Annotated in this window: 18 protein-coding genes; all 18 read left to right on the plus strand. The window is 39.8% G+C overall.

The genetic code is table 11. The features are described from left to right. The first annotated feature begins 22 nt into the window (after nt 1–22). The 18 genes from mfd (at nt 23) to AB7942_RS25865 (ending at nt 21,302) form a co-directional block, all read left to right on the plus strand. A complete protein-coding gene (gene mfd / locus AB7942_RS25780) occupies nt 23–3,568 on the plus strand; it encodes a transcription-repair coupling factor (RefSeq protein WP_369449061.1) in 3,546 nt (1,181 codons plus the stop codon). 238 nt (nt 3,569–3,806) lie between these two features. Next, the gene (spoVT, locus tag AB7942_RS25785; protein ID WP_088084930.1) at nt 3,807–4,343 is read left to right on the plus strand and encodes a stage V sporulation protein T; all 537 of its coding nucleotides are present in this window, start codon (nt 3,807–3,809) and stop codon (nt 4,341–4,343) included. 123 nt (nt 4,344–4,466) lie between these two features. Next, nucleotides 4,467–6,077: a putative polysaccharide biosynthesis protein gene (locus AB7942_RS25790; RefSeq protein ID WP_369449062.1), complete on the plus strand. Its 1,611-nt coding sequence runs from the start codon at nt 4,467–4,469 to the stop codon at nt 6,075–6,077. Between the two features lie 2 nt (nt 6,078–6,079). After that, the gene (gene yabN / locus AB7942_RS25795) at nt 6,080–7,546 is read left to right on the plus strand and encodes a bifunctional methyltransferase/pyrophosphohydrolase YabN (RefSeq protein WP_369449063.1); all 1,467 of its coding nucleotides are present in this window, start codon (nt 6,080–6,082) and stop codon (nt 7,544–7,546) included. Nucleotides 7,547–7,564: 18 nt separating this feature from the next. Continuing rightward, the gene (locus AB7942_RS25800) at nt 7,565–7,840 is read left to right on the plus strand and encodes an RNA-binding S4 domain-containing protein (protein WP_088084933.1); all 276 of its coding nucleotides are present in this window, start codon (nt 7,565–7,567) and stop codon (nt 7,838–7,840) included. 76 nt (nt 7,841–7,916) lie between these two features. Then, nucleotides 7,917–8,219, plus strand: coding sequence for a sporulation protein YabP (gene yabP, locus AB7942_RS25805; RefSeq protein ID WP_168241468.1), 303 nt, complete (start codon nt 7,917–7,919; stop codon nt 8,217–8,219). Then, nucleotides 8,216–8,848: a spore cortex biosynthesis protein YabQ gene (gene yabQ / locus AB7942_RS25810; protein WP_369449064.1), complete on the plus strand. Its 633-nt coding sequence runs from the start codon at nt 8,216–8,218 to the stop codon at nt 8,846–8,848. The genes yabP and yabQ overlap by 4 nt, the downstream gene beginning before the upstream one ends. Before the next feature lie 13 nt (nt 8,849–8,861). Beyond that, the gene (locus tag AB7942_RS25815; RefSeq protein WP_088084936.1) at nt 8,862–9,245 is read left to right on the plus strand and encodes an FtsB family cell division protein; all 384 of its coding nucleotides are present in this window, start codon (nt 8,862–8,864) and stop codon (nt 9,243–9,245) included. A gap of 94 nt (nt 9,246–9,339) precedes the next feature. Beyond that, on the plus strand, nt 9,340–9,777 hold the full coding sequence (locus AB7942_RS25820) for a S1 domain-containing RNA-binding protein (RefSeq protein ID WP_088084937.1): 438 nt from the start codon (nt 9,340–9,342) through the stop codon (nt 9,775–9,777). A 299-nt stretch (nt 9,778–10,076) separates the two neighbouring features. After that, nucleotides 10,077–12,551: a stage II sporulation protein E gene (gene spoIIE, locus AB7942_RS25825; RefSeq protein WP_369449065.1), complete on the plus strand. Its 2,475-nt coding sequence runs from the start codon at nt 10,077–10,079 to the stop codon at nt 12,549–12,551. A gap of 94 nt (nt 12,552–12,645) precedes the next feature. After that, nucleotides 12,646–13,383: a vWA domain-containing protein gene (locus AB7942_RS25830; protein WP_335440398.1), complete on the plus strand. Its 738-nt coding sequence runs from the start codon at nt 12,646–12,648 to the stop codon at nt 13,381–13,383. Next, nucleotides 13,352–14,365 carry a serine/threonine protein kinase gene (locus tag AB7942_RS25835; RefSeq protein ID WP_369449074.1) on the plus strand — a complete coding sequence of 338 codons (1,014 nt, stop codon included), beginning with the start codon at nt 13,352–13,354 and terminating at the stop codon, nt 14,363–14,365. Before AB7942_RS25830 ends, AB7942_RS25835 begins: the two co-directional genes overlap by 32 nt. Before the next feature lie 199 nt (nt 14,366–14,564). Beyond that, on the plus strand, nt 14,565–15,950 hold the full coding sequence (gene tilS, locus AB7942_RS25840; protein WP_369449066.1) for a tRNA lysidine(34) synthetase TilS: 1,386 nt from the start codon (nt 14,565–14,567) through the stop codon (nt 15,948–15,950). Between the two features lie 25 nt (nt 15,951–15,975). Further along, on the plus strand, nt 15,976–16,521 hold the full coding sequence (hpt, locus tag AB7942_RS25845) for a hypoxanthine phosphoribosyltransferase (protein WP_088084942.1): 546 nt from the start codon (nt 15,976–15,978) through the stop codon (nt 16,519–16,521). A gap of 125 nt (nt 16,522–16,646) precedes the next feature. After that, entirely contained in the window at nt 16,647–18,587 is a 1,941-nt protein-coding gene (gene ftsH / locus AB7942_RS25850; protein ID WP_335718893.1) for an ATP-dependent zinc metalloprotease FtsH, read from the plus strand. A 109-nt stretch (nt 18,588–18,696) separates the two neighbouring features. Further along, nucleotides 18,697–19,482 (plus strand): type III pantothenate kinase, encoded by a 786-nt coding sequence (locus tag AB7942_RS25855; RefSeq protein WP_369449067.1) that lies wholly within the window; start codon nt 18,697–18,699, stop codon nt 19,480–19,482. Between the two features lie 14 nt (nt 19,483–19,496). Next, nucleotides 19,497–20,375, plus strand: coding sequence for an Hsp33 family molecular chaperone HslO (hslO, locus tag AB7942_RS25860; protein ID WP_369449068.1), 879 nt, complete (start codon nt 19,497–19,499; stop codon nt 20,373–20,375). Between the two features lie 33 nt (nt 20,376–20,408). After that, the gene (locus tag AB7942_RS25865) at nt 20,409–21,302 is read left to right on the plus strand and encodes a peptidyl-prolyl cis-trans isomerase (protein ID WP_369449069.1); all 894 of its coding nucleotides are present in this window, start codon (nt 20,409–20,411) and stop codon (nt 21,300–21,302) included. The last annotated feature ends 3 nt before the right edge of the window (nt 21,303–21,305 follow it).

The following is a 21,305-nucleotide window of genomic DNA, read 5'->3' on the forward strand; positions in this document are numbered from 1 at the left end:
TGTTGAGGAGGGAGGAGAAACCTTGAAAGCTTTAAAATCGTTATTTCTAAAGCAGGAAGATGTCCATTCCGTAATCGCGGGAGTGGATGAGGGATTAAAGGAACAGTTGATTGCGGGGTTATCGGGTTCGTCAAGAACAGTTTTAACCGCTTCTATCTACGAACAAACGCAAAGGCCGATCATGCTCGTCACCCACAATCTATTACAAGCACAAAAACTCTATGATGATATTGTCAATCTATTAAGTGAGAAAGATGTTTTTCTTTTTCCAGCCAATGAGTTAATTGCTGCTGAGATGAGCATTGCCAGTCCGGAGTTAAAAGCCCAAAGAATTGAAGCTTTAAACTACTGGAGCAAGCATAATAAAGGAATATTAATTGTCCCAATTGCAGGGTTAAAGAAGATCGTACCTCCTAAGTCTTTATGGAAAGAATACCAGCTCTCATTAAAATTAGGGGAAGATATAACGATCGAGAAAACCTTAAATACATTTGTAAAAATGGGTTATATCCGAGCGGAAATGGTCACAACTCCAGGGGAATTTAGCGTAAGAGGCGGGATCATCGATATTTATCCTCTTACCGAAGCAAATCCGCTGCGAATTGAATTATTCGATACTGAAATTGACTCGATTCGTTATTTCTCGCTTGATGATCAACGTTCAAAAGAGAAGGTTTCAGAGGTTCATATTGGACCAGCAACAGAAGTAGTGTTAGAGGCAGACAATTATAGCCGCATTATTGATCATCTTGAAGCCGGATTAGGTAAAAGTCTTCGAAAACTAAAAGATGATAAAGCCAAAATGCAGCTATCGCAAAATATTAGTTTTGAATTAGAGCAGTTAAAAAACGGTCAAAAGCCTGACCAAGTCTTTAAATACCTTTCACTAGCCTACGATAGGGCTGCTAGTTTACTAGACTATCTGCCAAGCAATGGCCTTGTGTTTATTGACGAAATAAGCCGAGTTCAAGAGATGAATGATTCCTTAGTAAAAGAAGAGGCAGAATGGTATACAAGCTTACTTGGCACAGGACAGATTATCCATGATTTACATATTTCCCATGACCTTTCAGTTCTGTTGCAAAAAAGAGAATTACCGATTGTTTATATGTCCTTGTTTTTACGGCATGTCGCCAATACAAGTCCGCAAAATATCATTAATGTCTCCTGTAAGCAAATGCAAAACTTTCATGGGCAAATGCATTTATTAAAGGCAGAGATCGACAGGTGGAAGAAAAGCAATTATTCTATTTTATTTTTAGGACCGGATGAAGAGCGGGTAAAAAAATTAGAGCGTGTACTAGAGGACTATGAAATTAGTGCAAGTATGACGAAGGGTGAACAGCAGCTGTTACCTGGCCGAGTTCAGATTATGCAAGGAAACCTGCAAACGGGCTTTGAACTGTCGATCCAGAAAATAGCTGTGATTACCGAAGAAGAGTTATTTAATAAACGTGTCAAAAAATCTACTAGCCGTCAAAAACTATCAAATGCTGAAAGAATTAAGAGTTACTCAGAGCTTAAAATCGGTGATTATGTTGTTCACGTGAACCATGGAATCGGTAAGTATTTAGGAATTGAAACGCTGGTCATTAATGGAATTCATAAGGATTATCTCCATATCCGCTATCAGGGGACAGATAAACTTTATGTTCCAGTTGAACAAATTGACCTGGTCATGAAGTATGTCGGTTCAGAAGGAAAAGAGCCAAAAATTTATAAACTGGGCGGAACGGATTGGAAAAAGGTTAAGAAGAAGGTTCAATCCTCTGTTCAAGATATTGCTGATGATTTAATCAAATTATATGCGGAGCGGGAAGCTGCTGTGGGTTATCCCTATTCGCCAGATGGCGATATGCAAAGAGATTTTGAAACATCGTTTGCTTACCAAGAAACAGACGATCAGTTGCGTTCGATTCATGAGATTAAGAAGGACATGGAAAGACCACGTCCGATGGATCGCCTCCTTTGCGGTGATGTAGGTTATGGAAAAACAGAAGTAGCTATTCGCGCGGCCTTCAAGGCCATCGCAGATGGGAAGCAAGTCGCTTTTCTTGTGCCTACAACCATTTTAGCTCAGCAGCATCATGAAACGTTAAGGGAGAGATTTCAGGATTATCCGATTAATATTGGCCTATTAAGCCGTTTCCGCTCGAAAAAACAGCAAACGGATACCATTAAAGGTTTAAAAGCGGGTACGATTGATATTGTCGTAGGAACACACCGCCTGCTTTCAAAAGATATTGTTTATCGTGATTTAGGATTGCTGATCATTGATGAAGAGCAGCGGTTTGGGGTTACCCATAAGGAAAAAATTAAGAAATTAAAAACGAATGTCGATGTATTAACATTGACGGCAACACCGATCCCTAGAACTCTTCACATGTCAATGCTCGGGGTCCGAGATTTATCGGTTATCGAAACACCGCCTGAAAATCGTTTTCCTGTCCAAACCTATGTGATGGAATATAATGGATCATTGGTGCGGGAAGCGATTGAAAGGGAACTAGCCCGTGACGGACAAGTCTACTTTTTATATAACCGAGTGGAAGACATTGAACGAAAAGCTGAGGAAATATCGATGCTTGTCCCCGATGCGCGTGTGGCCTTTGCCCATGGTCAGATGACAGAAAATGAATTAGAAGCGGTGATGATTGGCTTTTTAGCTGGTGATTTTGATGTTCTTGTTAGTACGACCATTATTGAAACAGGTGTGGATATTCCGAATGTTAATACATTAATAGTCTTTGATGCGGATCGCATGGGGCTTTCCCAGCTGTATCAGCTCCGTGGTCGTGTGGGAAGGTCCAATCGTGTTGCCTACGCCTATTTCACCTATCGAAAAGATAAAGTATTAACAGAAGTTGCTGAAAAACGCCTTCAAGCGATCAAGGAATTTACTGAATTAGGTTCAGGATTTAAAATTGCGATGCGTGATTTATCGATAAGAGGGGCAGGAAATTTACTAGGGGCCCAGCAGCATGGATTTATTGACTCCGTCGGTTTTGATCTTTATTCGCAAATGTTGAAAGAAGCCATTGAAGAGCGAAAGGTTAACATCGGCGTGACTGGAGCAGCTGTAAAAAAATCGGTAGAAATTGACCTTGAAATTGATGCCTACATTCCGGATACATATATTAAGGATGGGCATCAAAAAATAGAGATGTACAAACGTTTTAGAGGGGCCGAGACTCTTGCAGATATTGAAGAGCTTGAAGCGGAAATGTTGGACCGGTTTGGTGAATATCCGGATGAGGTTTCCTGCCTATTCCAAATCGCTGAAATGAAGGTTTATTCACTTTTAAATGGGGTGGAACAAATTAAGCAGTTAAAACAGGAAATAACCATTTTAGTGAATGAACAGGTTACCAACACGATTGATGGAAGTAAGATCTTTCATATTGGAAGCCAATTTGGCCGAAATGTTACCCCTGGAATGGAAGGTCCTAGGCTGAAAATTGTGATCAAGGTCAAGGATTATAAAGCCTCACAATGGCTGAATATTGCCTTTGAAATGGTTAAGGGACTGTCCCAAGCAAAAAAGGGTCATGAAAATCCAGTAAATTAACTGGATTCCTCTAAACATTGGTAGAAAGTGTCCCGCTTGTGGTTTGCCCAAGCAATTCACTGGAATCCTGCTTTATCCAATTTGGGATAATTGTTATATATTTGAAAAATTATAACGTTTATGTATAGAACTTTCCAGATGAAAGATACTAAGTTCAAAGTTGGTGATGATTACAATAAAAGGAAAAACCGTCATCGCCAAGTTGAATAATCATCAGATGAAAGTGAGGCAACATTGGATGAAAGCAACTGGAATAGTTCGTCGAATCGATGATTTGGGTCGTGTTGTCATTCCTAAAGAAATACGCAGAACATTGCGTATCCGCGAAGGGGATCCGTTAGAGATTTTCGTTGATCGAGACGGAGAAGTCATCTTAAAAAAGTATTCACCTATAAGTGAATTAGGTGATTTTGCCAAAGAATATGCTGAAGCACTTTTCGATAGCCTCGGGAACCCTGTATTAATTTGTGATAGAGATACCGTTATTGCAATGGCAGGCGGTTCTAAGAAAGAGTACTTAAATAAAAATATTAGTGATGTAGTTGAAAAAACAATGGAAGAACGAAATTCAGTGCTGTTCACTCAAAAGGGTGACATCGCCTTAGTGGATGGAAATGAAGAAGCAATAACTTCATATACGATCGGCCCTATTATTGCAAATGGTGATCCAATCGGGGCAGTCATCATTTTTTCTAAAGAAGGAACTCTTGGCGAAGTGGAGCAGAAGGCTGTTGAAACAGCAGCTGGTTTCTTAGCTCGACAAATGGAGTCATAAAAGAACTAATCCTATTTAACAAATTTTAAAAAGACAGCCATTGCTGTCTTTTTTATTTAGTTTAAAAGGGAACTCCCCATGATATAATTACCTTCGAGTTTGTATTTTTTAGTAGGTGAATAAATGAAGTCTGTGAATCAATCCAAGGCTCTGTTTAGAGGGGCCTTTATCCTAATGCTAGCGGCCCTTATTACAAAAATTTTAAGTGCCTTTTATCGAATTCCTTTTCAAAACATTGTCGGAGATATTGGCTTTTACATATATCAGCAAGTATATCCGTTTTATGGGATGGCCATCGTCCTTTCGACGACTGGCTTTCCAGTCGTCATTTCAAAGCTCTATGCGGAGCAGAAACAAAAAGGTGATGACGAAAAATCACGCCTGCTTCTTTTTGTATCATTTATTTATTTGCAATTATTTGGTTTTATCTGTTTCCTTATTCTTTACTTTGGTGCGGACAGCATCGCTGTTTGGATGAATGACCCCCATCTCTCGATTCTATTAAGGGTAGTCTCGATTGTGTTTCTAATGTTTCCAATGATGTCGACTCTGAGAGGCTATTACCAAGGGATTGGGAACATGGTCCCCACGGCACTATCACAGGTGGGGGAACAAACCACACGAGTATTGACGATTCTCTTTTTGGCCTCTCTTTTTAAGGAAAAGGGTTATTCTCTCTATCTTGTCGGCGGTGGGGCCATGTTTGGTTCGATTACCGGCAGTATGATCTCAGGAATTATCTTGTTTATGTTTTTATGGATCCGTAAAGAATGGAAGGTAGTAGCACCAAGGCAAGGAATGTTTCAAAGATATGCAAACGATGCAAAAAAGATCTTTAAGGCCCTTGTCTATCAGGGTCTCACGATTTGTATTAGCGGGATGCTCATGATATTTATCCAATTAGCTGATGCTTTGAATCTTTACTCCCTGCTTGTCGGAAGCGGGATTGATAGAGACGTGGCTAAAAGCCTTAAGGGGATATTTGACCGTGGACAGCCATTAATTCAGTTAGGAACCATTGCTGCCACCTCCATGTCTTTAACCCTTGTTCCCTTAATCACAAGAGAGCGGTTGGCTGCCAAACCTGAATTTTTACAACATAAAATTCAAGTAGCTCTTAAAGTGAGTATCATTTTCGGTTTAGGTGCCTCTTCAGGTCTATGGGCGATCATTAAACCGACTAACACGATGCTGTTTGAAAATGAAGCTGGTTCAGCGGTGTTAGGGGTATTGAGTTTTGTGATCTTGTTTACGTCGCTTACTGCAACGATAATCGCCATTATGCAGGGCATGGGTGTGCTTCTATTTCCAGCCATCGCAGTTGCATGTATATTTCCGTTAAAATATATCCTAAATGTTTATTTGGTTCCCTTATATGGAACAATGGGTGCTGCCATTTCATCACTTATTTCGCTGGGAATGGTCACAGCACTGCTATTCATTCAATTTAAAAAGGTCGTTCGGATTTCGCTATTCTCCCTTCACTTTTGGAGAACGATCATAATGGCCACCGCATCGATGGTTCTCTTTTTAAAGATTTATTTATATATGTTCGGCCCGGATAATTATGGTCGAATTGAAGCTGTCTTTCAATCGTTAAGCGCGGTAATCGTTGGTGGTTTCCTCTTTTTATTGATTATTATTAGAGGCAAAATCTTTCGTGAGGAAGAATTGGCGCTATTTCCATTTGGAAGTACATTAATAAAATTATTGGCCCGAAAGGATAGGAATTAACAATGGTAAGAAGGATTGAAATTCTAGGTTTAGGTGCAGGAGATTTGGAACAACTTCCTGTTGGTGTATATAAGAAGTTACTTAAAGCAAACTCGTTATTTTTGCGGACGAAGGAACATCCGGTGGTCTCTGAGTTGGAGAAAGAAGGATTGAGGTATACTTCATTTGATTCAATCTATGAAAAACACGATCAATTCGAGGAGGTATATGAAGAAATTGTCGAGACGCTGTTGCAAAAGGCAGAAAGCGAGACGATTGTTTATGCTGTCCCAGGACATCCACTAGTAGCAGAGCGGGCTGTGCAGCTTCTTTTGGCGTATGGTCCAACAAGGGATATTGAAATAAGCATTGGCGGAGGACAAAGTTTTATTGATGCCTTATTTACCTCGTTAAAGATTGACCCGATTGAAGGGTTTCAGTTACTTGATGGGACATCACTCAACCCAGCACAACTGCAAATTGACCAACATATGATTGTGAGCCAAGTATATGACCAATTTGTTGCCTCTAACGTTAAATTAACCTTAATGGAAAAATTACCAGATGATTATCAGGTTTATATCGTTACAGCGGCAGGGAGCAGTCAAGAAATAATCGAAAAAGTTCCATTGTTTGAATTGGACCGAAATGTATCGATTAACAATCTGACGTCCGTTTATATTCCGCCAGTCAAAGAGGAACAAATCCTATTGAAGAATTTTTCAAAGTTAAGGGAAATTATTGCTGAACTTCGGAGTCCAACTGGCTGCCCGTGGGATAGAGAGCAAACCCATGAATCCTTAAAAAAATATTTAATAGAAGAAACCTACGAAGTAATTGACGCAATTAACCATGAAGATATTGACCATTTAATCGAAGAACTGGGCGATGTACTGCTACAGGTCATGCTCCATGCCCAAATCGGTGAAGATGATGGTTATTTTTCGATTGATGACATTATTGAAGGATTATCAGCGAAAATGATTCGCCGCCATCCCCATGTGTTTGGAAATGGTCAGGCGGATAATGCCGAAGAGGTGGTAAGAAACTGGCAGGAAATTAAGAAGCAGGAAAAAGGTGAAGTGCCTTCTTCTTTACTTGAAGGAGTGTCAATGGCCCTGCCGAATTTGTTAAGAGCGTATGAATTGCAAAAGAAAGCGGCAAAGGTTGGCTTTGATTGGCAGGAAATCACACCTGCGCTGGAGAAAGTGAAAGAAGAACTCGAAGAATTTGTGAATGAATTAGACGGAACAGACGAGGGCATGGCACGGGCTAAAGGGGAATTTGGCGATTTACTATTTGCGTTTGTCAATGTTGCCAGATTCTTGAAGATTCATCCAGAAGAAGCATTGTTTGAAACGAATGAAAAGTTTACACGCCGTTTTCGATTTGTCGAGGAAAAAGTAAAGGACAGTGGCAGGACATTTGAAGAACATACACTGGAACAACTCGACCAATACTGGGACGAAGCTAAGTTATTAGGACTTTAGAAGAAGGGGAGATCATCCATGCGTCTAGATAAGTTTTTAAAAGTATCGCGATTAATTAAAAGAAGGACCTTAGCAAAAGAGGTGTCTGATCAAGGGAGAATCGAAATTAATGGGAAAGAGGCCAAGGCTTCTTCAACGGTTAAAGTCGGGGATGAATTAACAATCCGACTGGGGCAAAGAAAAGTTACCGCAAGGATTGACCGGATCCAGGATACCACCCGCAAAGAGGAAGCAGCCGAGATGTATACGATTATCAATGAAGAAAGAATTGGCTCCACAGAATTCCCAATGTAGTAACCGAGTTCTAATTTTCAAATCCTTCACATAAATTGTATCAAAAAGGTTGTACAAATGATTGTGAGGGATGTTAATGAGCCAGTATTATGATAATAATCCAACAAAGAGCAGTGTTCCAGACCATGACGTCATCATGAGAGGCAGAAAACTTCTTGAGATTACCGGTGTCAAACAAGTGGAGAGTTTTGATAATGAAGAATTTTTATTAGAAACATCGATGGGATTTTTAGCAATCAAAGGACAGAATTTGCAAATGAAAAATCTCGATGTAGAAAAGGGGATTGTTTCGATTAAGGGGAAAATTTTTGATTTAGTTTACCTTGACGAACAGCACGGGGAGAAAGCTAAAGGGTTCTTTAGTAAGTTATTCCGATGACCCTCTCGACTCAATTTATTACGTTGCTTTCAATGATTGGAATGGGGTCGTTATTCGGCGCCATGTTCGATACCTATCAGCGGTTTTTAAATCGGCCGAAAAGAAAGCAGTGGATTGTATTCTTTAATGATTTATTATTTTGGATGATCCAAGCTGTGATCATATTTTACACGTTATTTTTAGTGAATAATGGGGAATTAAGATTTTATATCTTCCTCGCACTTATTTGTGGATTTGCCGCCTACCAGAGTTTATTTAAAGGGATTTACCTTCACTTGCTGGAGGTATCGATTAAAACAACGATAGCTGTCAGCCGCTTTATAAAAAAAGCTTTCCATCTCCTGATTTATAAACCAATCTTGGGTCTTATTCAGCTAATTATTATCATTATCATTTCAATTGGCAGGGGGCTTTTAACCCTTGTTAGATTTATGGGTAAGGTTTTACTATTTATACTTAAGATTATTTTTGTACCGTTACAAAAAATTATGTTAATTTTTTGGAAACTTTTGCCGAAAGGTCTTAAAAATTCCGTCGAGAAGTTATATAATAAAACGGCAGGAAATTTTCACAAAATCAGGAATTATATAAGTAAGATGATAAATAGATGGAAAAAACCAAAAGAGTAAGGCGGTGAGGGAAATGGGAGCAGAACAAAAGAAAAGTGTGTCAAAGATCCAGACAACATATGTTAAACAGCAGGAGTATGCAGAAATTGCCTCAGCTAGGAAAAAGAAATTATTAGCAAGGCGGCTGTCGATGTTTTTGGTTTTGGCCAGTATTCTCTCTTATTTAATGATTTCCAGCACCATTTCCCAAACTGCTAAACTCAAGGCAAAGATTGCTCAAAAGAAGGAACTTAATCACCAATTAACAGACTTAAAGAATCAGCAGGATATTCTCAATGAAAATATTATTAAATTAAATGATGATGATTATATTGCAAAGTTAGCTAGAAAAGAATATTTCTTCTCTGAGAAAAATGAAATTATTTTTACGATCCCTGATGAAAAAAAGGGGAAATGAACCAATTTGTAGCCATATTGACACTGATTTTTTTCTATTTGTATAATATAGAGTAGATTGATTTTTTATACTTTTAAGGAGGAACATTCTTTCTATGTCAATTGAAGTAGGCAGCAAGTTACAGGGGAAGGTAACAGGAATTACTAATTTTGGAGCGTTTGTGGAGCTGCCGGGTGGCTCAACAGGACTCGTACACATCAGCGAGGTTGCGGACAACTATGTGAAAGATATTAATGATCATTTAAAGGTTGGCGACCAAGTTGAGGTAAAAGTCCTCAATGTTGAGAAGGATGGGAAAATTGGACTGTCGATTAAAAAAGCGAAGGATCGACCAGAGACGCAGCAAAGGTCCCATTCAAACTCACAATCACAACGTCCTCGTCAGGGTAGAAACAACGATCGCAATAATGCTAAGCCGGAAAATTTTGAAACCAAAATGGCAAAATTTTTAAAAGATAGTGAGGATCGTTTATCTTCCTTAAAACGGCACACGGAGTCCAAGCGTGGAGGAAGAGGAGCTAAGCGGGGGTAAACTTGCTGTTAACTTTTATCAGAATAAGAGTGGTCTTACTCAATATCTATAAATCTAAGACAGGTCTAAATGGCCTGTCTTTTTTTGTTTTTCAATAAAAAAGTGTCAGGCACCATGTGAATTCTTCACATGGTGCCTGACACCCAATGATGACACCCAACGACACAAATTACTATTATTTGAATGATAATAGTGAAAAGCGTCGAACGATTCTTTTTGCTTGTTCACTAATTTGACAAACTTTTCTGACTATTAATTTTATAATTATCTGAACAATGAAAGAATAGGGAGTGTGATTTATGGAAAAGACAAATGCTAGTTTCATAGAACCAGTCAGAGAAGTTAATCTTCATTCATCCAAATGGGCTATGCAGAGTGGATTGAAAAAAATTCAACTAATGCTAGAGTCCTTTTTCATAAAAAAGGGGTACCTGTTATTATTGGTGGGTTTTTTGCTGGGACGGGCCTTGATTTTGGCAAAGTTGACTCCATTTTGCCTTCCCTTTTTTGCCTCTGTTTATTTAATTAAACGAGATCGGGCACCGCTTGCCTTGATCGGATTGATTATCGGTGCAGTGACCATTTCGCTAACAAATGCGGCTTTTACCTTCGTAGTTACGCTCAGCTACATGGTAGTTTTCCGAATATGTAAGAAATGGTTAAGGAATGAAATGAAATCGACACCTTTTATTGTCGGTATTGTGCTTGGGCTGGGGAAACTGGCTGAAGCGTTTATACTTTCACAGCAATTGACACTATATGATTTAATGATGGTCGGAGTTCAAACAAGTCTTGCTTTTATTTTGACGTTAATTTTTTTACAAAGTATCCCATTGCTAACCTTTAATAAACGGAGACAATTGTTAAAAACGGAAGAAATCGTTTGTCTAATCATTATGCTCGCTTCGATTATGACGGGGACCATTGGCTGGAAGGTTTATGACCTATCGGTGGAGCATATTATGTCGAGATACCTAGTATTAGTGTTTTCTTTTATAGCTGGTGCAACAGTCGGTTCGACAGTGGGGGTCGTCACTGGGTTAATTTTTAGTCTTGCTAGCGTGTCTAGTTTTTACCATATGAGTTTACTTGCTTTTTCAGGTGTCTTGGGAGGCTTGATGAAGGAAGGTAAAAAAATAGGTGTTTCAATTGGATTATTTATCGCTACGCTCCTAATTGGCATGTACGGGGAAGGCGGAGGGTCCATTCTGCTTACTGTATTGGAGTCAGCTGCGGCCATCTTCTTATTCCTCTTAACACCTCAGGTATTAACTTCTCGGTTAGCAAAGTATATCCCTGGTACACCGGAGTACACAGCAGAGCAGCAAAAATATATGCGTAAGATGCGAGATGTTACGGCACAGCGGGTTTCACAATTCTCTAATGTCTTCCATGCCTTGTCCAAAAGCTTTTCACAAATGGAAATTCAACCAAAAGAAGAGCAAAATGAACGTGAAATGGATTACTTTATGAGTAACGTAACCGAAAAAACCTGCCAAACATGCTTTAAGAAGGATCAATGCTGGGCGAACAATTTTAATACAACCTATGCCTATATGGAAGAAATTATTCATGAAATGGATCAAAACGACGGGAATGTTTCTACTAAACTATCGCGCGAATGGGAAAAGATTTGTACGCGATCCAAAAGAGTGTACGAATCGATTGGGCAAGAATTAACGTTTTTTCAAGCCAATCAAAAGTTGAAAAAGCAGGTTCAGGAAAGCCGCAGACTTGTTGCGGATCAATTGTTAGGTGTGTCCGAAGTGATGGATAATTTCGCGAAAGAGATCCAACGGGAAAGAGAAAACCACCACAAGCAGGAAGAACAAATTATGGAGGCCATGCAATCGTTCGGAATCCATATTGAACAGGTGGAAATCTATAGCCTCGAGCAAGGAAATGTCGATATTGAGATGTCTTTGCCATTTTGCGATGGCCATGGTGAATGTGACAAGTTAATAGCACCGATGTTATCAGATATTCTCGGTGAAACCATTGTCGTTAATAAGGAAGAATGTGCAACCATTCCGAATGACTTTTGCCGCGTGACATTCAGATCATCAAAGGCGTTTACTGTAGAAACAGGAGTGGCCCATGCTGCCAAGGATGGGGGTCTTGTATCGGGAGACAGCTATTCGACGATTGAACTCGGATTAGGAAAATATGCGATCGCCATTAGTGATGGAATGGGAAATGGCGAGAGAGCCCATTACGAGAGTAAAGAAACACTGCTTCTATTACAAAAAATCCTCCAATCAGGAATTGAGGAAAAAGTAGCTATTAAATCTGTTAACTCGATCCTCTCGCTCCGGACACAGGATGAAATTTTTTCTACATTAGATTTAGCGATGATTGATCTGCAAAATGCTTCAGCCAAGTTCCTTAAGATTGGATCCACACCAAGCTTTATTAAAAGAGGGAGTAAGATTATTAAAATTCAGGCAAGCAATTTGCCAATAGGAATGATTCAAGAATTTGAAGTGGATGTGGTCAGTGAACAACTAAAAGCTGGAGATTTACTAATTATGATGAGCGATGGGGTGTTTGAAGGTCCCTTGCATGTAGAAAATTATGATTTATGGATGAAAAGAAAATTACAAGGATTAGAGACAGATAATCCGCAGGAGGTAGCTGATTTAATTCTCGAGGAAGTCATTCGATCAAGATCTGAAATCATCCATGATGATATGACCGTGACCGTAGCGAAAGTAAAACATAATACGCCAAAATGGGCATCCATTCCTGTTCCCAAATTGAAACGGCAGGCCTAATAGAGTATTTTACACCGTCTCTCATTAAAATATGTATAAATCATTTAGATCCCGTCGAAAATGGTACCAATACATGTTGTGAAGGGAGAAGGTTATGTATACAGGGAAAATTCGCCAAATTTTACTAATTACCGATGGATGTTCCAATCAAGGGGACGATCCAATTGCCATGGCTGCACTAGCGAGAGAACAAGGAATCACCGTCAATGTCATCGGTGTGATGGAGCAGGATACCATTGATGAAAAAGGAATGACTGAAATTGAAGGGATTGCGATGTCGGGAGGGGGAGTCAGTCAGATTGTCTATGCCCAGCAGCTCTCACAAACGGTGCAAATGGTAACCCGTAAGGCGATGAACCAAACTATTCAAGGTGTGGTTAACCGTGAATTGCAACAAATTTTGGGACGTTCGCAAACAATGGAAGACCTCCCGCCTGAAAAACGCGGGGAAGTGATGGAGGTTGTCGATGAATTAGGAGAAACTGTCGAATTAGAAGTGTTGATTCTTGTCGATACAAGCGCAAGTATGAAACACAAACTTCCGACAGTTAAAGAAGCCCTGCTTGACCTCTCTCTAAGCTTGAACGCTCGAACTGGAGATAATCAATTTTCGGTTTATGTATTTCCCGGGAAAAAGAAGGATGTCGAAAAATTGCTGGATTGGACACCTAAACTGCAAACTCTGACAAGTGTATTCTCCCAGTTGTCCACTGGAGGAATAACACCGACAGGACCCGCGTTACGGACAGCGTTATCCTCTTTCGAAGAAAAACAATCCCTAAGGAGCCTGCTTTCACGTGATGATGAATCATACTTTGAAGAGTCAATGTAAGGTAAGCCAAGGGACAATCATTTCAGGGAAATGGCATTTAAAAAAGTATAAAATTATAAAGGAACTTGGATTTGGAGCAAACGGGGTGGTCTACCTCGCTGAGCATAATAGCACTCAAGTCGCTTTAAAAATGAGTGATAATGGTATGTCAATCACTTCTGAGGTAAATGTTTTAAAATCCTTAGCAAAGGTCCAGGGACCCCCAACCCTTGGACCTTCTTTGCTTGATGTCGATGATTGGCAGAGTAATAACGGACGCATTTCCTTTTATGTGATGGAATATATCCAAGGACCAGACTTTTTATCTTTTTTACAACAAAAGGGGAAATCCTGGACAAGTGTGTTATTTTTGCAGCTTTTAAATGATTTAGACAAGCTTCATGAAAATGGCTGGGTATTCGGTGACCTAAAGCCAGAAAACTTAATCGTCACAGGTCCTCCTCCAAAAATAAGATGCATTGATGTTGGCGGCACGACCATTCAAGGAAGAGCGATTAAGGAATTCACGGAGTTCTATGACCGCGGATATTGGGGACTGGGGTCTAGGAAAGCTGAGCCTTCCTATGACCTGTTTGCAGTGGCAATGATTATGATTAATACCGCCTATCCAAAAAGATTAACGAAAACCAGTGGAGGAATATCGCAATTAAGAGATGCGATCCGACAGAAGCCGGAACTGCTAGCGTGGGAAAAGGTCATCCTAAAAGCACTTCAAGGCCATTATAGCAGCGCTAAACAAATGAGAGCAGACTTATTAGATCTTATGGTTGATAAAAAAATGCCCGATCCGCCCTTAAAGCCCATTGGTCCGACCAAACCTTCCCAAAAACAGCCGCCCCGGCCAGATTCAAAAGGGAACCATCCTGTAACAAGGCAGCACTATCGGAAAAAGAAAAAAAAGAGTGGCTGGATGGAATTTTGGTTAATAGCGATCGTGTTAGGTCTTTTATATGGCTGGTACACATTTAATAAATTACTGTAATTGTTGAAACTATTCCCAAGGTCATTCGTATAAGAAGAAAGGTTATTTAATATGTAGTTCTGTAAGCGGATAACTAGGAAAAATTTCTAAGCATTTTGTAATGCCAATGCTTTGATAGTTTATTCGTAAAAGTGGTAGACTAATGTTATTCTAAACGTTTTAATGCTTTAAACTTTGTTTTAAGAAAGAGTGCAATCATATGTTGGAAACTAAGGTCAAGGCCTTTCTTAATCACCAGGGATTCAGATTAGAATCCAAAAAGATTGTCATTGGTGTTTCGGGAGGCCCGGATTCGCTAGCACTGCTTCACTTTTTGCTTGCGGAACAAGAGAAACAAAATATGACCCTTGTTGTAGCCCATGTAGACCATATGTTTCGTGGTCAGGAGTCCTATGAGGATGCGATGTTCGTCAAAACATTTTGTGAACAGAATAATCTTCCGTTTGAGATGACTCGCGTCAATGTGCCAGAAATTATCGAAAGCACAGGAAAAAGTTCGCAAATCGCCGCAAGAGATGTAAGGTATGAGTTTTTTTCTAAGATTATGGAAAAGTATCAGTATCGATTTTTAGCCCTTGCACATCATGGTGATGATCAAATCGAAACCATGCTAATGAGATTTACGAGAGGCAGTGCGGGACTGGCTCGAGCGGGTATTCCTTTTTCGAGGCCATTTGAACAGGGAATCATTTTTCGTCCATTTTTAGGATTGGAAAGGGCTGATATTCAGGAATATTGCCTAAATCATAACCTAAGCCCACGAATAGATCCGAGTAACGAGAAAGGAATCTATAGTAGAAATCGCTTTCGAAAAGAAGTTGTCCCTTTTTTAAAAAAGGAAAATCCACATGTGCATGAACATTTTCAACGGTTTAGCGAAGAATTAAAAAGTGATGAAACCTTTCTTCTGGAGTTAACTGTCCAACGAATGAATACAGTTATGACAAAAAAGGAAGAAAGTGAAATCTGCATTGACATTAAACACTTTCTTGAAGTGCCTATACCTTTACAAAGGCGAGGGATTCAACTAATATTAAACTATCTTTACAAAGAAATACCAGCTTCATTATCTGCCGTACATATCGATCAAGTATTTTTCATAATTAATCATCCTCATCCATCAGGTCAGCTTGATTTGCCCAATGGTTTAAAAGTTTCCCGTTCCTATCATTCCCTTTCCTTCCAATTTCAACCGATCGAGGTTGGGTCATATCATTTTGAAATGACAGAGCCTGGAACGATTTTATTGCCAAATGGCGGGGAAATTAGCAGCAAATATATGGAGGGGGACATTCCAGCGACGAATCCATACACTGCCTTGTTTCATACAAGCAGTATTCAGTGGCCGATTATCATTCGTTCAAGGAACTTGGGTGATCGGATGACAATTAAGGGAATGCAAGGATCGAAAAAGTTAAAAGCCATATTTATTGATCAGAAAGTACCAGTTCATGATCGAAATATGTGGCCTGTACTCACCGACAAAGAAGGTTCTATTATCTGGCTTCCAGGTTTAAAAAAATCTTCTCTTGAAGGCATAGATTACTCAGTTAAACAATATATACTATTCAAATATCAAAAGTAACGATCTTCTAGGGGGCACATTTAGAATGAAACAGGATATTGAAAAGGTCTTAGTATCAGAAGAAGAGATACAAATTAAAATCCGGGAGTTAGCTGGACAATTAACGGAAGAGTATCAGGATCGATTTCCGCTTGCCATAGGTGTTCTAAAAGGTGCAATGCCGTTTATGGCTGATTTATTAAAACGGATGGATTGCTACCTTGAAATGGACTTTATGGATGTTTCCAGCTACGGAACTGGGCTTGTTTCTTCCGGAGAAGTAAAAATCCTCAAGGACCTAGATACATCTGTAGAAGGCAGAGACATTCTAATCATCGAGGATATTATCGATAGCGGTCTAACACTTAGTTATTTAGTTGATCTATTTAAATATCGGAAAGCAAAATCGATCAAGATTGTAACATTGCTCGATAAACCAACAGGTAGAAAAAGTGCAATTAAAGCTGATTATGTTGGTTTTATTGTGCCAGATGAATTTGTTGTTGGATATGGCTTGGATTATATTGAAAAATATCGAAACCTTCCATATATCGGTGTCTTAAAACCTGAAGTATACAGCAATAATCTTTAAGATACTTATCCGCTCATTCCTAAAGCAACATATAAAGCTTTAAGCATGAGAGTAATTCCTTGAATTAGTAAGATTTTCTATGATACCATTTAGTATAGTTTGCCTATCGTGGGAGGAGGTAAGAGATGAATCGGATTTTCCGTAATACCATCTTTTATTTATTGATATTTTTAGTCATTATTGGCGTGGTAAGTTTCTTTAATGGAAGCAATGAACAAACGGATCATATTTCATATGATAAGTTTGTAACGCAACTAGAAAATGGCGAAGTGAAATCATTTTCAATGCAGCCTGAACGAGGCGTTTATGAAGTTCGTGGTGAGTTAGAAGCGAAAAGCAAAAAATTCATAACCTATATTCCAAACAGCGAAAAGATTCTTGACCGAATTGATAAAGCTGATTCTAAAGTGGAAGTAATGCCTGCCAAGGAAACAAGCGGATGGGTGACTTTCTTTACATCGATTATTCCGTTTGTGATTATCTTTATTTTATTTTTCTTCTTATTAAACCAAGCCCAAGGCGGCGGCAGCCGTGTGATGAACTTTGGTAAATCTAAGGCGAAGCTTTATAATGATGATAAGAAAAAGGTTCGATTTAGAGATGTAGCTGGTGCGGATGAAGAAAAAGCAGAATTGGTTGAAGTAGTGGAATTCTTAAAGGATCCGCGGAAATATGCTGAACTGGGTGCCCGTATTCCAAAAGGAGTGCTTCTAGTAGGCCCTCCAGGTACTGGTAAAACATTGCTTGCTAGAGCAACTGCAGGAGAAGCAGGCGTTCCGTTTTTCTCGATAAGCGGTTCAGATTTCGTTGAAATGTTTGTCGGGGTCGGAGCTTCCCGTGTTCGTGATTTATTTGAAAATGCCAAGAAAAATGCACCTTGTATAATTTTTATTGATGAAATTGATGCAGTTGGACGTCAACGTGGCGCAGGACTAGGCGGCGGACATGATGAACGTGAGCAAACCTTGAACCAATTGCTCGTTGAAATGGATGGTTTTGGGGCTAATGAAGGAATTATCATTATTGCTGCTACAAACCGTGCCGATATTTTGGATCCAGCTCTTTTACGTCCTGGTCGTTTCGACCGACAAATTACCGTGGACCGTCCGGATGTGATTGGACGTGAAGCAGTTCTTAAGGTACATGCACGTAATAAACCGTTAGATGAATCTGTAAACTTAAAGAATATTGCCATGCGTACACCGGGCTTTTCAGGTGCTGACTTAGAGAACTTGTTGAATGAGGCGGCATTAGTTGCAGCCCGAAGCAGTAAGAAGAAAATCGATATGGAAGATATTGATGAAGCGACCGACCGGGTAATTGCTGGGCCAGCTAAAAAGAGTAGGGTTATTTCCCAAAAGGAACGTAATATCGTTGCATTCCATGAGGGCGGCCATACGGTGATTGGTTTGGTGCTAGATGAAGCCGACATGGTTCACAAAGTTACCATCGTTCCTCGTGGGCAAGCAGGCGGATATGCTGTCATGCTTCCTAGAGAAGATCGTTACTTTATGACAAAGCCTGAGTTGCTTGATAAAATTGTTGGCTTACTCGGTGGGCGTGTAGCGGAAGAGATTGTCTTTGGTGAAGTAAGTACTGGAGCTCACAACGATTTCCAACGCGCTACAGGAATTGCTCGTAAGATGGTAACCGAATACGGTATGAGTGAAAAGCTGGGACCGCTTCAGTTTGGTCAAGGTTCAGGCGGCCAGGTTTTCTTAGGACGTGACATTCATAATGAGCAAAATTATTCCGATGCAATTGCTTATGAAATCGATTTAGAAGTTCAAAGAATCATTAAAGAATGTTATGAACGAGCAAGAGTAATTCTGACAGAAAATCGCGATAAGCTTGACCTAATTGCGAAGACATTACTTGAAGTTGAAACGCTTGTGGCTGAACAGATTAAATATTTGGTTGATCATGGCCATATGCCAGAACCTAATGTCGCTTTAGAAGCCGTTAAAATCGGTCCGAAAAAGGTAGAAGACGTGAAGGTTAATATCAATACGAAAAAGGAAGAGGTTGAGCCGCTTAACCCTCCTAATGAAACAGATAATAAATAAATCATCCAAAGAGTGCTTCATTGAAGCGCTCTTTTTTTTATCAAAAAACATATTTATGTTATTATGTTTTCAGTATAGAAGTGAATAATCTGAAAAGTGAGTGATAGATGTGATTTTCGTATTTGATGTAGGGAATACCAATATTGTACTGGGTGTTTATGATCGTGAGGAACTTAAATATCATTGGCGTGTAGAAACAAATAGAAATCGTACGGAAGATGAGTTTGGAATGAACATTAAAGCATTGTTTGATCATGCTGGCCTCTCTTTTTCAGATATTGATGGCATTATTATTTCCTCTGTCGTTCCACCAATTATGTTTGCGCTGGAAAGAATGTGTCAAAAGTATTTTCATGTGAAGCCGTATGTTGTTGGACCAGGGATTAAAACGGGTTTAAATATTAAATATGAAAATCCAAGAGAAGTTGGGGCGGACCGAATCGTTAATGCTGTTGCCGCTATCCACGAATATGGCAGTCCTTTGATTATTGTCGATTTTGGAACCGCAACAACTTATTGTTATGTGAATGAGGAACGCCAATATATGGGTGGTGCGATTGCACCGGGAGTGGGTATTTCAACAGAGGCCCTTTATTCGAGAGCTTCAAAATTGCCGAGAATTGAAATAGCCCGCCCTGAAGCGGTAATCGGCAAAAATACCGTGGCGGCGATGCAGGCTGGTATTGTCTACGGGTATGTGGGACAGGTAGAGGGAATTGTAAAGAGGATGATGGAGCAAAGCGAGAAGAAGCCAACCGTCATTGCGACAGGCGGACTAGCTAATTTAATTGCCCAAGAATCAACCATTATTGATATAGTCGATCCATTTTTAACTTTAAAAGGCTTACAGCTCATCTATAAGAGAAACGTGGATATCCTAAGGAATAACAGCTAGAAGGGGGTTATCAAATGAAGGATTATCTTGTAAAAGCACTTGCCTATGATGGCAATATTCGAGCCTATGCCGTTCGTACAACAGAAACGGTAAGTGAGGCACAAAGGCGCCATCAAACCTGGCGGACAGCATCAGCTGCACTCGGCCGTACGATGACCGCAGGGGTAATGATGGGGGCTATGCTTAAGGGTGAGGATAAATTAACAATTAAAATCAACGGCGGCGGCCCGATTGGCCCGATTGTTGTGGATAGCAATGCCAAAGGGGAAGTGCGGGGGTATGTAACCAACCCAGAAGTTGATTTTGAATCAACTGAAAATGGCAAGCTTGATGTCCGCCGCGCGGTGGGTACCGAAGGGACCCTCGCGGTTGTCAAGGATGTAGGGCTTCGTGATTTTTTCTCTGGACAGGTTCCGTTGGTATCAGGTGAATTAGGAGAAGACTTTACGTATTACTTTGCGACATCTGAGCAGACTCCCTCTTCGGTTGGTGTTGGTGTTTTAGTAAATCCCGATGATAGCATTTTGGCAGCAGGCGGGTTTATATTTCAATTAATGCCTGGGACACCTGAGCACATCATTTCAAATCTTGAAGAAAGATTAAATACCATTGAGCCCATTTCCAAATTAATTGAACGAGGATTAACACCAGAACAAATCCTCGAAGAGCTTTTTGGAAAAGAGCAAGTAAAGGTCTTAGAAACGATGCCAGTGGGCTTTGAATGTAATTGCTCTAAAGAACGCTTTGCTAATGCGATTGTTGGCTTAGGGGCAGCAGAGATCCATGCCATGATTGAAGAAGATGGACAGGCTGAGGCTCATTGTCACTTTTGCAATGAAAAGTACCTCTTTTCGAGCGATGAATTAGAAGAACTGAAAAAGGATGCTAAGTAAGGTGCTTGCGCTTTTCTGATTGGGGGAGAGACGTTGGGGAGGAAGCAGCTTTGGATGGTTATTGCGGCTCTGATCATGGTTAATTGCCTAACAATCGCCTTTTTTCTATCAAAGGCAAATCTGGCAGGCGGAGCAGTAATGAATGAAGAGGCAGTTGCAACAGTCGGAAAAAAAACAATCCTTAGACAAGAATGGCTGAATGAACTAGAAGCCAGATATGGAAAAGATGTTTTAAAAGAAATGGTCGATCAAAAGGTCATAGAGGAAATGGCAGCGAAATATAAAATCAAAATAACCAATCAAGATGTTGAGCGTGAATATAGAATGCTGCAAGCTACCTATAATTCTTTGAGTAAACAAACCGTCAAGAATGAAGAGAAGTGGAAGGAACAAATCCGAAGCAACCTCCTTTTAGAAGAACTTTTAACAAAAGATGTCAAAGTTTCAAGCGATGAATTAAGTAACTATTATGAAAAAAATAAAGAGCTTTTTCATGTGCCGCCTGCCTTTCATTTATCACATATCGTTGTGAGTACAGAGGAAGAAGCAGACCAGGCTTTACAAGAATTGGCACAAGGTTCTAACTTTTCGACATTAGCGATGGAACGGTCGATTGAGGAATTTTCAGCTAATGAAGGCGGAGATATAGGATACCTTAGTGAGGAAGATGAACGGTATCCGGTCCAATATATCCAAAACGCAAAGGAATTAAAGAAAGGCGCCTACAGTATGCCAATCAAGGTAGACCAAGGTTATGCAATCATTAAGCTAGAAGGAAAAATAAATGGAAAGAAATATTCCTTTAAGGACGTAAAAGAGCAAATTCGTCGCCAAATTGCTCTTGAACAAATGAAATCGCCAGCTACTGCTTCTACTTTTTGGGATGATGCTAAGGTGGATTGGTTTTACGGCAAAGAAGGAAACTAAAAA

The sequence above is a fragment of the Neobacillus sp. BF23-41 genome (assembly GCF_041106275.1).

What these genes read in the sequence shown, in the direction of transcription:
- spoVT (WP_088084930.1), top strand. Translation starts at nt 3,807, where the DNA reads ATGAAAGCAACTGGAATAGTTCGTCGAATCGATGATTTGGGTCGTGTT.
- AB7942_RS25790 (WP_369449062.1), top strand. Translation starts at nt 4,467, where the DNA reads ATGAAGTCTGTGAATCAATCCAAGGCTCTGTTTAGAGGGGCCTTTATC.
- yabN (WP_369449063.1), top strand. Translation starts at nt 6,080, where the DNA reads ATGGTAAGAAGGATTGAAATTCTAGGTTTAGGTGCAGGAGATTTGGAA.
- AB7942_RS25800 (WP_088084933.1), top strand. Translation starts at nt 7,565, where the DNA reads ATGCGTCTAGATAAGTTTTTAAAAGTATCGCGATTAATTAAAAGAAGG.
- yabP (WP_168241468.1), top strand. Translation starts at nt 7,917, where the DNA reads ATGAGCCAGTATTATGATAATAATCCAACAAAGAGCAGTGTTCCAGAC.
- yabQ (WP_369449064.1), top strand. Translation starts at nt 8,216, where the DNA reads ATGACCCTCTCGACTCAATTTATTACGTTGCTTTCAATGATTGGAATG.
- AB7942_RS25815 (WP_088084936.1), top strand. Translation starts at nt 8,862, where the DNA reads ATGGGAGCAGAACAAAAGAAAAGTGTGTCAAAGATCCAGACAACATAT.
- AB7942_RS25820 (WP_088084937.1), top strand. Translation starts at nt 9,340, where the DNA reads ATGTCAATTGAAGTAGGCAGCAAGTTACAGGGGAAGGTAACAGGAATT.
- spoIIE (WP_369449065.1), top strand. Translation starts at nt 10,077, where the DNA reads ATGGAAAAGACAAATGCTAGTTTCATAGAACCAGTCAGAGAAGTTAAT.
- AB7942_RS25830 (WP_335440398.1), top strand. Translation starts at nt 12,646, where the DNA reads ATGTATACAGGGAAAATTCGCCAAATTTTACTAATTACCGATGGATGT.
- AB7942_RS25835 (WP_369449074.1), top strand. Translation starts at nt 13,352, where the DNA reads ATGATGAATCATACTTTGAAGAGTCAATGTAAGGTAAGCCAAGGGACA.
- tilS (WP_369449066.1), top strand. Translation starts at nt 14,565, where the DNA reads ATGTTGGAAACTAAGGTCAAGGCCTTTCTTAATCACCAGGGATTCAGA.
- hpt (WP_088084942.1), top strand. Translation starts at nt 15,976, where the DNA reads ATGAAACAGGATATTGAAAAGGTCTTAGTATCAGAAGAAGAGATACAA.
- ftsH (WP_335718893.1), top strand. Translation starts at nt 16,647, where the DNA reads ATGAATCGGATTTTCCGTAATACCATCTTTTATTTATTGATATTTTTA.
- hslO (WP_369449068.1), top strand. Translation starts at nt 19,497, where the DNA reads ATGAAGGATTATCTTGTAAAAGCACTTGCCTATGATGGCAATATTCGA.